At 70.9% G+C, this 12,154-nt stretch carries 10 protein-coding genes and 1 tRNA gene; 5 read left to right on the top strand and 6 right to left on the bottom strand.

What is annotated here, in order from left to right:
• Positions 1-88: 88 nt before the first annotated feature.
• Positions 89-841, bottom strand: a complete 753-nt coding sequence (locus IE275_RS38625) for a YqjF family protein (RefSeq protein ID WP_189717361.1) — start codon at positions 839-841, stop codon at positions 89-91.
• Between the two features lie 230 nt (positions 842-1,071).
• On the opposite strand from IE275_RS38625, the gene IE275_RS38630 reads away from it, so the two are divergent.
• Entirely contained in the window at positions 1,072-2,868 is a 1,797-nt protein-coding gene (locus IE275_RS38630; protein WP_189717362.1) for a chitinase, read from the top strand.
• Between the two features lie 90 nt (positions 2,869-2,958).
• Here the strand turns inward: IE275_RS38630 and IE275_RS38635 are convergent, their stop codons facing one another.
• Both IE275_RS38635 and IE275_RS38640 read right to left on the bottom strand, forming a co-directional pair.
• Positions 2,959-3,531, bottom strand: coding sequence for a hypothetical protein (locus tag IE275_RS38635; protein ID WP_189717363.1), 573 nt, complete (start codon positions 3,529-3,531; stop codon positions 2,959-2,961).
• A 73-nt stretch (positions 3,532-3,604) separates the two neighbouring features.
• Positions 3,605-4,525 carry a LysR family transcriptional regulator gene (locus tag IE275_RS38640; protein ID WP_189717364.1) on the bottom strand — a complete coding sequence of 307 codons (921 nt, stop codon included), beginning with the start codon at positions 4,523-4,525 and terminating at the stop codon, positions 3,605-3,607.
• 279 nt (positions 4,526-4,804) lie between these two features.
• On the opposite strand from IE275_RS38640, the gene IE275_RS38645 reads away from it, so the two are divergent.
• Positions 4,805-5,599, top strand: coding sequence for a thioesterase family protein (locus tag IE275_RS38645; protein WP_189717365.1), 795 nt, complete (start codon positions 4,805-4,807; stop codon positions 5,597-5,599).
• Between the two features lie 115 nt (positions 5,600-5,714).
• Here the strand turns inward: IE275_RS38645 and IE275_RS38650 are convergent, their stop codons facing one another.
• Both IE275_RS38650 and IE275_RS38655 read right to left on the bottom strand, forming a co-directional pair.
• Positions 5,715-6,887: a cytochrome P450 gene (locus tag IE275_RS38650; RefSeq protein WP_189717366.1), complete on the bottom strand. Its 1,173-nt coding sequence runs from the start codon at positions 6,885-6,887 to the stop codon at positions 5,715-5,717.
• Positions 6,888-7,160: 273 nt separating this feature from the next.
• Positions 7,161-8,516, bottom strand: coding sequence for a phosphoinositide-specific phospholipase C-related protein (locus IE275_RS38655; RefSeq protein WP_189717406.1), 1,356 nt, complete (start codon positions 8,514-8,516; stop codon positions 7,161-7,163).
• Between the two features lie 268 nt (positions 8,517-8,784).
• Here IE275_RS38655 and IE275_RS38660 point away from each other — a divergent pair, with 268 nt between their 5' ends.
• On the top strand, positions 8,785-9,237 hold the full coding sequence (locus IE275_RS38660) for a hypothetical protein (RefSeq protein WP_189717367.1): 453 nt from the start codon (positions 8,785-8,787) through the stop codon (positions 9,235-9,237).
• A gap of 92 nt (positions 9,238-9,329) precedes the next feature.
• Here IE275_RS38660 and IE275_RS38665 read toward each other — a convergent pair whose 3' ends face one another.
• A complete protein-coding gene (locus IE275_RS38665; RefSeq protein ID WP_189717368.1) occupies positions 9,330-9,815 on the bottom strand; it encodes a DUF1269 domain-containing protein in 486 nt (161 codons plus the stop codon).
• A gap of 382 nt (positions 9,816-10,197) precedes the next feature.
• Here IE275_RS38665 and IE275_RS38670 point away from each other — a divergent pair, with 382 nt between their 5' ends.
• Both IE275_RS38670 and IE275_RS38675 read left to right on the top strand, forming a co-directional pair.
• Complete coding sequence (locus tag IE275_RS38670) at positions 10,198-11,943, top strand: SpoIIE family protein phosphatase (RefSeq protein WP_189717369.1); 1,746 nt, start codon at positions 10,198-10,200, stop codon at positions 11,941-11,943.
• A gap of 127 nt (positions 11,944-12,070) precedes the next feature.
• Positions 12,071-12,143: transfer RNA gene (locus IE275_RS38675), tRNA-Arg, on the top strand.
• The last annotated feature ends 11 nt before the right edge of the window (positions 12,144-12,154 follow it).

Genomic DNA, 12,154 nt, shown 5'->3' on the forward strand with positions numbered 1-12,154 from the left:
GCCGACGCCCGCCCCGGCCCGCGGGAGCCACCGAGGGGCTCCCGCACGGGCCGCACCCGGGCCTCTCGAGATCCGCGATCACCCGCTCCTAAGGAGTGGGAATGCCCGCCGGGCGGGCCGGGCGGCCGAGGCGGACCGGTACGCCGGGGGAGTAGAGGACGCTGACCGGGTCGCCGCACGGCGCGGGGAGGCCGGCCGCCGCGATCAGGTTCTCCTCGCAGGAGAGCAGCTCGGCGCGGTACAGGGGCCAGCGCGGGTGCTGGTTGGGCAGGTAGCCCACTCCGCCGAAGAACGCGTTGTGCATGCCCCATCGAGCCGTGAGGAAGTGCTCCGACTCGGTCGGCTCCACGATGCGTTCACCGGGCCGCACGGTGACTCGGCTGTACGCTCCACGGGGACCGGGCCAGCGGCGCGAGCTGGTGTAGGTGACGGTGTCGCCGACGGCCCGGACACGCATCCGGGACCACAGGTACGGCAGCCGGAAACCGACCCGCCCCATCACCACGGGTATGAGCCGTGAGGCGTCCATCGACCGGAAGACGACACCGCGGCGGCCGTGCGCGTCGACCGAGTACAGGCGCACGTTCGTTTCCGGGAAGGACCCGAGATACGGCACCCCGGGCATCCGCAGCCACCCGACGCGGTGCATCCGGAAGGCGACGAGCCCGACGTACGTGACCCCGTCGTGCGTGTCGGGAACCGTCCCGCGGGGCAGGAGCCCCGCCACGAGATCCGGTTCGACGGCCCAGTGGACGAAGCAGAGGTCCAGCCACTGCTGGGTGAGCAGCGGGACATGTACGGCGTCGGGGGCGTCGGGACTGACCGAAGCGGGCTTCTCCACAGGTGCCAGGATGGCAGCAGCCGGCTCACCCCGGCCAACCACAGGGCGGGATGATCAGGCGTTCCACCACTCGTCGGTGCACAGCCGACTTCGTAGTGTCACCACCGGCCACCGATGACGGTTCCGGCCGTGGAGGGTGAGGGGTGATCGGCGGTCGGAAGTCTTGACAACCGAATTGGTCTGGACCAAATTGGGCGCGCTCTCCAAATCCCCCCTGCCCGGAGGCACTTGTGGACCGCACCAGACCTGTCCTCGCCCTGCTCACGGCTGCGGCGCTGGCCGTACCCGGCATCACCGCGCTCTCGTCGCCCGTCCAGGCGGCCGACGCCGACCTCTCCCGCAACGGCGGTTTCGAGGCAGGCCTCGACGGCTGGACCTGTACGGCCGGCAGGACGGTCACCAGCCCCGTCCGCACCGGCGGCTCGGCGCTCCAGGCGACCCCGGCCGGCAGCGACCACGCACAGTGCTCGCAGACGGTGACCGTACAGCCGAACTCCCAGTACACGCTGTCCGGTTACGTCCGCGGCTCGTACGTCTACCTCGGCGCGAGCGGCACCGGCACCACCGATGTCTCCACCTGGACCCAGTCCGCCACCGACTGGCAGCGGCTCCAGACCGGCTTCCGTACCGGCGCGTCCACCACCAGGGTGACGATCTACACGCACGGCTGGTACGGCACCGGCGCGTACTACGCCGACGACGTCTCCCTGATCGGCCCCGGCGCCTCGACCGGCCAGCCGCCCGCCGCGCCGACCGGCCTGAAGGCCGGCACCGTCACCTCCTCCAGCGCCGCCCTGTCCTGGTCGGCGGCGAGCGGCGCCACGAGCTACGCCGTCTACCGCGACGGCGCCAAGGTGCAGACGGTGAGCGGGACCTCGGCCACCGTCACCGGCCTGGCCCCCTCGACGGCGTACAGCTTCCAGGTCACCGCCGCGAACGACGCCGGCGAGTCCGCGAAGTCGGCGGCGGTGACGGCGACGACGACCGCCGGCTCGGGCGGCGGCTCCACCGACCTGCCCACCCACGCCCTGGTCGGCTACCTCCACGCGAGCTTCGCCAACGGCTCCGGCTACACGCGCCTGGCCGACGTCCCCGACAGCTGGGACGTCATCGACCTGGCCTTCGGCGAGCCCACCTCCATCACCTCGGGTGACATCCGCTTCACCCGCTGTCCGGTCACCGAGTGCCCGAACGTGGAGAGCGACGCCGACTTCAAGGCCGCGGTCAAGGCCAAGCAGGCGGCCGGCAAGAAGGTGCTGATCTCGATCGGCGGCCAGAACGGCCAGGTCCAGCTCACCACGGCGGCGGCCCGCGACACCTTCGTCTCCTCCGTCTCGAAGATCATCGACGCGTACGGCCTCGACGGCCTGGACATCGACTTCGAAGGTCACTCGCTGTCGCTGAACGCCGACGACACCGACTTCAAGAACCCCAGGACGCCAGTGATCGTGAACCTGATCTCGGCACTGAAGACCCTGAAGGCGAAGTACGGCTCCACGTTCGTCCTCAGCATGGCCCCCGAGACGTTCTTCGTGCAGATGGGCTACCAGTTCTACGGCACGGGCCAGTGGGGCGGCCAGGACCCGCGGTGCGGGGCGTACCTGCCGGTGATCTACGCGCTCCGTGACGACCTGACCCTGCTGCACGTCCAGGACTACAACTCCGGCCCGATCATGGGCCTCGACAACCAGTACCACTCCATGGGCGGCGCGGACTTCCACATCGCCATGACCGACATGCTGCTCTCCGGCTTCCCGGTGGCCGGCAACGCGAACAACGTCTTCCCGCCGCTGCGCCCGGACCAGATCGCGATCGGCATGCCGGCGTCGGTCAACGCGGGCAACGGGTACGTCGCTCCGGCCGAGGTCACCAAGGCCCTCGACTGCCTGACGAAGAAGACGAACTGCGGCTCCTACACGACTCATGGCACCTGGCCCGCCCTGCGCGGCCTGATGACGTGGTCGGTCAACTGGGACCGCTTCGCGGGCTGGGAGTTCCAGCGGACGTTCGACAGCTACTTCGGCTGACGGCTGAGGGTCACATCCGTCCGCGGCCGGTCCGGACCAGGGCCGGCCGCACCGATCAGGTCAAGCCACCGTCTCGTCGTGCTGAGTGGCTCACAGGTCGTCGCAGCGGTGCCGGTTCGCGCACCAGAGGCGGAAGGTGAAGCGCCACTCCCCGCTGTTGTCCCCGATGTTGTCGTCGTTGATCTGGGTCCCCCAGCGCGCGGGGATCGAGGGCGCGCGCTTGCAGCGGGCCAGTTCCCGCAGGGAGTGCGGGTCGTGGTTGCCGACCCAGCCCCCGGGGTTGTTGTTCCAGCGGAAGAAGTTCGCGTACTTGTTCCAGCCGGGGAAGGGGTAGCCGTTCCCGGCGGGCTCGGACTTGCCGTCCACGTCGTAGGGCTCGTAGGCCCAGCCCTGGACGTTGACCTCGTAGCGGTCGTTGACGGTCACCTTCACCACATCGCCGGGGAAGACCGCGTTCGCCGGGTCGGGGCCCCCGGGGAAGCCCACCCCGGCGGTGCCGCCGCCCTGCCGGAAGTGGCGTACGACGTCCGCGCCGGCGCCGCTGCGGCACCGTTGCAGCGGGGACGGGGCGGCCTGGGCGGTCTGGGCGGGGACGACCAGCGCGGTGAGGGCGAGCGCGCCGACCGCGGCGAACGTGCTGAGAGTGCGGGATGTACGAGTCACGGGACACCTCTCCGGGACGGGATACCGGAACTCAGCATGGGGAGGCCGTCGCGCGGTGTCGAAGACCTGTCCGTCATGCCCCCTGCCTGCCGGGCATGACCCCAGGCAGCGGCGGGTGGCGCAGGATCGCCACGACGAAGTCGCAGAACAGACGCGGCAGTTCGCGCCGGTCGTCGCGCCGTCGCACCACACCGCACTCCGCGTCCGTGACGCCCGTCAGCGGCAGCACGCGCAGGCCTTCTGGCAGCTGCACCTGATATGTGTACAGCGGGCCGGGGCAGACCACGCCGTTGAGCCGGATCGCCAGCAGCAACTCGGTTACGGTGGCGGACGGTTCACCCGGCGCCAGGGGCGGCTCGCCGTCGCGTTCGGCCCACATCTGCCAGTAGCTGCACATCCGGGTCGACACCTGGTGCACCGGCGCGAGCGGCAGCGTGAGCGCGTCGGACAGCGGGACGGACTCCGCGTCCCAGAGGGCATGTCCCCGGGGCACCGCGAGTCCACGCGGCTCGGACGCCAGGGGCACGGCGAGCAGGCGCTCGGGGTCGACGGGCAGCCACATCAGGGCGACGTCCACCTCGGCGTCCAGCAGGGGCTGTTCGTACTCGGCGAAGCCGATCTCCCGCCAGCGGAGGTGGACTTCGGGGTGTGCGTGGCCGAAGGCCGTGAGCAGGGAGATGTGCAGGCCGCCGGGGAGCGGGAGCCAGACACCGACCCGCAGCGTCCGCTGCCCTTCGGCCGCACGGCGGGCGGCCCGCCCGGCCTCGTCCACGGCCGCGAGAACGTGTCGGGCGCGTTCGTAGAACACCTCGCCCGCCGGGGTGGGGAGGACACCCACCGGCCCGCGGATCAGCAGTTGGACGCACAACTCCCGTTCCAGATCGCGGATCTGGCGGCTGAGCGCGGGCTGGGACAGATGCAGCAGGGTGGCCGCCCGGGTGAAGCCGCCCTGCTCGGCCACGGCCACGAAGTACCGCAGGTGCCGCAACTCCATACCGGGCCCGTCCCCTCGTCCAGCACGCCGGCCATGTCGGGCCCGGTCACGCTATCGCCGGAGGCAGCCGTGCGGACCTGGCGTGCGGGGGCTCGGCAGGCGACCGCCGCGCGGTCACACGCCCCTCGTGGGCTCCGGCGGCGCCGAGGGCGGCGCGCGGGCGGGGTGGGTGCCAGGTCGGTGTGCCGGACCTGGACTCCTGCTCCGGGGATGCGGTGAGCAAGCGCTTAGTAATATGGTGAGGGTGCAGCTCGCCACAGACGGAGGGAAGGCCTACCGGTGTCAGAAGCAGAGGCTTTCTACGAGCGGGCGGACCAGGGCCGGTTCCTTCCCACCGACTGCACCCGGGGGCCGTGGGACGCGGGCTCCCAGCACGCCGGCCCTCCGGCCGCGCTGCTCGGTCTGGCCGTCGAGCAGCGGCCCGGCGGCCGGCCGGACATGAGGGTCGCCCGACTCACCTACGAGATCATGCGCCCGGTCCCCATACGGCCGCTGACCGTGGCCACGCGCGTCCTGCGCAGCGGGCGCAGCACCGAACTCGTGGAGGCCACGCTGACGCCCGACGGCGGCGAGGAGGTGATGCGGGCGACGGTTCTGCTGATGAAGACCGCCCCGCACTCGGTACCCGAGGTGTCGCCCGGCCCACAGGTTCCCGGGCCCGCGGCCGCACCCCTCAAGGCCTTCTTCCCGGTGCCGTGGGACCGCGGCTACCACACCGCCATGGAAGTCCGTTTCGCCGCCGGTTCCTTTCTCGAACCCGGCCCGGCGACGGCGTGGATGCGGATGCGGGTCCCCCTGGTCGCGGGAGAGGAGACCACGCCGCTCAGCAGGGTGCTGACGGCCGCCGACTCGGGCAACGGCGTCAGCGCCGAGCTCGACTTCCGCCGGCACGTCTTCATCAACACCGACCTCACCGTCAACCTGCATCGCCACCCCGAGGGCGAATGGGTCTGCCTGGACGCCCGGACGCTGGTGGACGGCGCCGGCCTCGGCCTCGCCGAGTCCGCCCTCCACGACGAGAAGGGCCCGCTCGGCCGCAGCACCCAGAGCCTGTACGTGTCCGCACGCGACTGAACCGGCCGCGCGCCACGGGGGAGGCCGACGGCGTCCGGTGCGCCGACGGCCCGCCTCCGCACCCGCTCGACACCACCGCGACGCCCAGGAGGCCTTCAGGTCGTGTCCGCGAGCGTCAGGCCGCCTTCCTCGCGACGAGCCGGACGGGTATCTCCGCGTACGTGTTGAGCAGGGAGTTCTCCGCGATGACCGGATCACCGGTGAACTCGATGCGCTCGACGGACTCGAGAAGCGCGTGGATCAGGGTGTGCAGCTCGATGCGGGCGACGCCTTGACCGACACAGTGGTGCGCGCCGTATCCGAACCCGAGGTGATCGACCGGATTGCGGCGGAAGTCGAACTCGTCCGCACGCTCCCACTTCCTTTCGTCACGGTTCGCGGAGGCGAAGAGGGCCCACACCCGAGCACCCTCCGGGATCGCCGCCCCACCGAGCGTCGTGTCGCGCGCCGCGACGCGGGTGAGGCCCCGGATCGGACTCTCGAACCTGAGCAGTTCGTTGATCGTCGACAGCACGAGCCCCGGCTCGGCACGCAGCGCGGCCCACTGGTCCGGGCGCTCGGCGAAGACGACGAGCAGGTGGCCGATCGCCGCGGCCGTGGTCTCCAGTGACGGGCCGATGAAGTCGACGAGGAGGAGCGGGCACTTCTCCTTGGGGATGACACCCTGATCGGCCGCCTCGAGCATGGCGGCCCCGGGGCTTCCGGGCGCGAGTTCTCGGTTCGCCGCGAGTTCGTGGGCGAACTGGAAGAGACGCTGCGTCATCTCCATGTTGTGCGGCGTGCGTTCCGTGGCCGGGCCCAGCAGGTCGTTGCCCACCTGCCCCCACGCGTAGAGGTGCTCGCGGTTACGGTCGGGCAGTCCGAGGAAGTCGGGGATGACCAGCATCGGCATCGCCTGGGCCAACTCCGTGACGCCGTCGATCTCGCCCTTGGCGACGACGTCGGCGACGAGGGTCCGCGCCTTCAGGGCGATCTCCTCCCTGCGACCGCGCAGGGCGCCGGGCCGCAGCCCGGCGCCGACGACGGAGCGCAGCAGATCGTGCTCCGGCGGATCGCTGACGAGAGTGACGCCCCGCATGATCTGGTTCACGCCGGGATCGAAGCCCACGCCCTCGCCGGAGACGAAGGTGCCGTGATCGGCGAGCGCGGCCCTCACCTCGTCGTAACGCGTGACCGCGTACACATCCGGTTCACGCAACCGGACGACGGCGCCGAGCTCTCGCAGGTGTGCGTACTGCTCGTAGCGAGTGCGCCGGTCCGAGGTGGCGAACATGTCGATCTCTGTCATGGGTACGACGGCCACGGCTCCCCCTCGAGGTACTGGTCGGCCACGGCCGCGCTGCGCGGGACCCGCTCCGGGGCGTGGCCCGGGAGGAACATCGTGGTTCGTTTTCGCTTCCGTGTTCGCATCGCATGCATCTGTCTGATCTTGCTCGGTGAAAGCGTTTGCAAACCACGGTGTCAGCAGGGGCCTGTGGGGCGGGCGTCCCCTTCCGCCCCGCCTCCGTCGACGCCGGGCCCCGCCGCCCCGCCCGGCGGGGCCGGGCGGCGGGGCCGCTCGTCACTGGCCGGGCGCCAGCACGTAGGTGTTGAGGGTGCCGACGGTGCTGAGGGGCGAGGGAGAGCCCGTTTCGTAGCGGTCCACGGCCAGGTAGTTGGGCTTCTTGCGGGCGGCGGGCGTGCAGAAGTTCTGTACGCGGTTGAGGAGCTTGCCGTTGTCCGTCTGGACGGTGGAGCCGATCGGGTAGTCCCGGAAGTGGTTCATCACGAACAGCGGGTGGAAGGCGGTGGAGTCCGCGGTGAGGGGGCGGCCGGTGCCCCAGCGGCTGTAGCAGGACCAGTCGGAGCCGCCGATCCCGCCTCCCATGGACCAGTAGTTCTCCACGGTCCACTCGCGCTGGTACATCACGCCGAAGGTGTCGCGGGTCGCCCAGCCGTCGGCGGTGTCGCCGGAGCGCGTCCGGTCGCTGAAGATCAGCAGCTGCTTGCCGCGTGCCGCGAGGTCCGCCATGGTCGGCCAGCCCTTGACCGCCACACCCTCCTGGTCGGGCCGGTACAGCACGTCGTTCAGCCCGCTGACGGACGCCAGGGAGGACCTGAGCACGTCGGAGGGCGCGTAGTCCTCCAGGAACACGCTGACGAACTGGCCCGGGTTGGCCTTGAGGAAGTCGACCATCCGCTGGAGGTCGGTGGCCAGCGGGACCGGGTTGCTCACGCCGGAGCAGCTGTTGTGGCAGAGGACGGCCCGGCCGGACACGGCGTAGTCGTCCAGCATGAAGGCCCGTACGCCGTCGCTGAGTTGGCGGCTGATGCCCTGGTTCTGGTTGGGGAACAGACTCACCGGGAACGACGCGAAGTTGCCGTCGGCGCCGTTGGCGTAGGCGTTGTGGGTGGTGAGGAACGTGACCTGGTCCAGGGTCCGGGTGTCGGTGGACGGCATCGCGGACGTCGCGTAGGACACCGGGGTGAGGTACCAGCGGGCGAGGTCGCCGGTCGAGCCGAGCTGGACGGCGGCGGAGTCGGAGGCGGAACCGGTGAGGTACTGGGAGGTGCCGGGGACGCTCACCGTCCAGGTGCGGTCCGCGCCGGCGGTGACCGTCCAGGTGGTGCCCGCCGCCCCGCAGGTGGCGGTCACCGCGGAGGTGCCGTTCCGGCCGAGGCAGACGCCCGACCCGTCGGTGCTGCGCAGTTGGTGACCGCCGTCGACGGCGACCGGGATCCACTGCTGGTGGTCCTCGTTGCCCTTCGGGTTGTGCGCGGCGACGGTGCCGCCGCTGTCGGCCGCGTTCAGACCGGTCGCGTAGTTCTGGAGATAGACCGAGACGGTGGGTACGGCCGCCGCGGCCCGGCCCGGGGACAGGACGGGCAGGGTGAGGGCGAGTGCGGCGGTGCCGCACAGGGCGCGCAGGGTGCGCAGGCGCACGAGGGATCCTTTCGCCGGCAGAGCGAGGGGGTGACAGAGGCATGACATACCGGAAAGCGGGTGCGGTGCCAGACTCTGGTCCCGAATTCCCGGTGAATCAGGGACGGTTCGGTGGCGCCGGGTATCGACGTCGCGTGTCCCGTACGTACCGGCATCGGAAGTGGTTCACCCGGTACTCGGCCCCCTGCCGCCGGTCGGTCCGCGTGTGTCGTCGCCCTGAACTCGGTTGCGCCGAGGGGCCGGTCGGCGCTGGTATTCCGGCATGAGCAGAATCGCTGACGTCATCGTGCTGGCGCAGCAGGCGGACGAGGTCATGGAGCCGCTGACGCGCGAGGACGACACCCGCACCTGGCGTGGCACCTTCTACGAGATGAGCCCCGGTGGGAACTGGGGGTTCGGCTGGGGTGCGGAGTTTGTGCGGATGCACTCCCGGTCCGGGCTGTTGAAGCACCTGGAGTCCTTGCCATGGCCCCGACCTGAGACGGTGCAGGTGCTGATCCACGACGAGGAGGACGACTGCTTCGGTCTCTGGATGATCCACGACGGCAGACTCGTGGAGATTCCTCTGCCGCGAACCCGGAGGGCCTACTGGAGCGGGCCGCACAACGAGGAACACCCTCCCGATCCCGGCATCCTGAGCCGGACGGACCATGCTCCCGTCGACTGGCCGCAGGAGACAGCGGGCGGCGACCACTCCCGGCCCCCCGCCTGGTGAACACGATCAGGTGCGGAGCCGGATGACGACGGCTGCGGCGGGAGCGGTTTCCAGCTGGTCGCCTCGACCGCCGACCGCACCGGGCCTGCGCGTCAGTCCGCGAAGACCTCGCGCAGCTTCGCCTCCTGCTCGCCGTCCAGGTTGGACTGGATCAGCTGGGCGTGACCGCCCGGGAACGCCGCCTTGACCCGCTCGACGACGGCATCCTGCGACAGCAGGAACAGCGCCGAGGTACCCGGTGTCACCTGGGACTTGACCGAGTCGATGAAGTCGTCGTCGATACCGACGTCCGCCATCTTTCCGCCCAGCGCGCCGGCCGCGGCTCCGACCGCGGCGCCGAGCAGCGGCATGAAGAAGATGAGGCCGAAGAGCATGCCCCAGAAAGTGCCGGACAGTGCCCCCGCGCCGGTGAGGTTGTGGAGCTGCTTGGTCTTCGGCTTCTTGGCGCCCTGCGGCCAGGCGGCGACGGCCGCGTCCAGAACCTTGATCAACTCCTGCTTCTGCAACTGCAGCAGGGCCTGCTCGGCCTCGGCTGCGCCGTCGGAGCTGTCGAACTTCCAGACGGTGAGCGTGGCCATGGGGACCTCCGGTGGCGCGGGGAGCGTCGGTGCCGTCAGTAAACGCCGGTGGGCCGACGGCCGCATTTCGAGCTGTCGCGGGCAGGCGGGCCGGGGCACCGCCCCATCCGGGGCACCGCCCCATCCGGGGCACCGCCCCACCCGGGGCTGGGCTGGACCACCGCCGGAGGCGCGGCGCCCGCTCGGCCCCGGGGCTGGGCCGGGCTGGGCCACCTGGTCGTTGACGTCGCAACCTTCCCGCGGGGATGCGGCATGTCGTCCCTCCCCACAGGATGGGGAGGCGACCGACCTTGCCCGGGACCGCAGGAGTAAGACAGTGAACGCTGAACAACTCCCGCCGCCATGGCTCTTTCCCCAGGCTCGGGCCCGGACACCGCAGGCCATGGGGAGCGAACCCTTCATCCCGTTGGCGGACGGTGCCCGGACGACCTGTGAGTGCGGGTTCCTCCGGGGGATCGTCGAAGGCACGACCGCTCCGGTCGTCATCCTCGACCGTCATCTGCGCTACCTGTACGTCAACCCGGTCTGGTCCCAGGTCACCGGTGTCCCCGCCGAGACGTTCCTGGGCAGGCGGTTCGGCGAGGTGCTGCCGGACGTCCAGACCCCCGACGACGTCCTTATCGAGGTGCTCGCCGACGGACAGCCCCGGGAAGTGACCCTGAACGGCACCACACGCATCCCCTCGCCCGTCGGCAGCAGACTCTGGCGTGCGGTCTTCCACCGGCTCGAGGTGGAGGGCCGTGTCGTCGGGGTGTGCGGGATCTCCGTCGAGGTCAGCAATCTGCGCCAGTATCTGGACGATCTGGAGAGCGCCCACCAGCGCCTCGCCCTCCTGGACGCCGCTGCCACCCGTGTCGGCACCACCCTCGACGTGAAGGCCACCTGCGCCGAGCTGGCGGACTTCCTCGCCCCCTCCCTGGCGGACGTGGCCGGTGTCGCGATCGTGGAGGAGGAGTTCTTCGGCATGCCCGCGCCGCCCCCCGGCATCCTCCGGTTGCGCAAGATGAAGCTGTCGGGACCGCCCGAGCTGCAACGACCCCTGATCGAGCTCGGCGGAGCGGAGCCGTACGTGGACTTCCCGCGGAACTCGGCGCCCCGGCGCTGCATCGACGGCGGCCGGCCGTGGCTGGGCAACCTGGCGTCCGACGAGACGCTCCAGAAGGTCATCGTCCATCCCGAGCGGGTACGGCTCTTCCGCACGGCAGGCGTCCACTCGGTGCTCATCGTCCCCCTGCCCACGGCCGGCCGCTGCGTCGGCATCGTCATGCTGATGCGGGCCGGAGCGTCACCGCCGTTCAGCGAGGACGACATCCTCACCGCGCAGGGTGTCGCCTCGCGCGCCGCCGTCTCCATCGACAGCGCCCACCGGTACAGCCACGAGCACACCATGACGCTGGAACTCCAGCGCGCCCTGCTGTCGGAGCCGGACGGACCGCACCGCACGGTCGAGGTGGCCACCCGCTATCTGCCGTCCGGCCGCAGCGCCCTCGTCGGCGGCGACTGGTACGACTCCGTCGCGCTCCCGGACGGTCGCACCCTGCTGGTCATGGGCGATGTGATGGGGCACGGCTTCCAGGCCGCCGTGGCGATGAGCCAGTACCGCTCGGTCCTGCGCACCGTCGCCGCCACCGGCCTCGCCGTCGACGCCATGCTCGACGAGGCCGATCGCACGGCCGCGCGCATCGGCCTCGACCGCCCCGCCACCTGTGTGCTCGTCCTCGTGGACTCCGAGGCCGGCACCTGCACCGCGGCCACCGCCGGGCACCTGCCGCCCCTGCTGATCAGGCCGAACGGCGACACCGGCCTGATCAGCCTGCCGGCCGGCCCTCCCATCGGGACGGAACTCGGCGACTACGAGGCGACGACGTTCGCCTTCGAGCCGGGCTCCGTCCTGCTGCTCTACACCGACGGGCTCGTGGAGCAACGCGGCGTGGACATCGACGACTCCGTGCGGGCCCTGACCGAACTGGGACTGTCGGCCGACGAACCACTGGAACACCTGCTCGACACCCTCCTGGCCCAGCTGACCGGCGGCATGTGCGACGACGACATCGCGCTTCTCGCCGCCCGGCTGCGCGCGGGCCCGACCGACGGCTCGGTACGACAGCCCGGACCCCCCGAGTCCTGACCGGGGAACGGCACCCGGGCGTCCTCGCGCGACCCCGCACCTCACCCGCGCCGCGCGGGAAAGTTTTCCGCACTCGACCCCCACTGTGTTCGAACACAAGGGCGAGAGGCGCTATGATCTTCGCGGCAAGGCTGTAGCGCAGTGGTCGTCGCGCCCAAGCATCGAGCTGGAGGACGTCGGTTCAAATCCGACCAGCCTTGCCGCCTAGAAA

Origin of the sequence: Streptomyces phaeofaciens (assembly GCF_014648915.1) — a bacterium.
Classification (GTDB): Bacteria; Actinomycetota; Actinomycetes; order Streptomycetales; family Streptomycetaceae; genus Streptomyces; species Streptomyces phaeofaciens.

Excerpts from the sequence above, each read along its gene's own strand:
- IE275_RS38640 (WP_189717364.1), bottom strand. The coding sequence starts at position 4,525 with ATGGAGTTGCGGCACCTGCGGTACTTCGTGGCCGTGGCCGAGCAGGGC.
- IE275_RS38650 (WP_189717366.1), bottom strand. The coding sequence starts at position 6,887 with ATGACAGAGATCGACATGTTCGCCACCTCGGACCGGCGCACTCGCTAC.
- IE275_RS38660 (WP_189717367.1), top strand. The coding sequence starts at position 8,785 with ATGAGCAGAATCGCTGACGTCATCGTGCTGGCGCAGCAGGCGGACGAG.
- IE275_RS38665 (WP_189717368.1), bottom strand. The coding sequence starts at position 9,815 with ATGGCCACGCTCACCGTCTGGAAGTTCGACAGCTCCGACGGCGCAGCC.
- IE275_RS38670 (WP_189717369.1), top strand. The coding sequence starts at position 10,198 with ATGGGGAGCGAACCCTTCATCCCGTTGGCGGACGGTGCCCGGACGACC.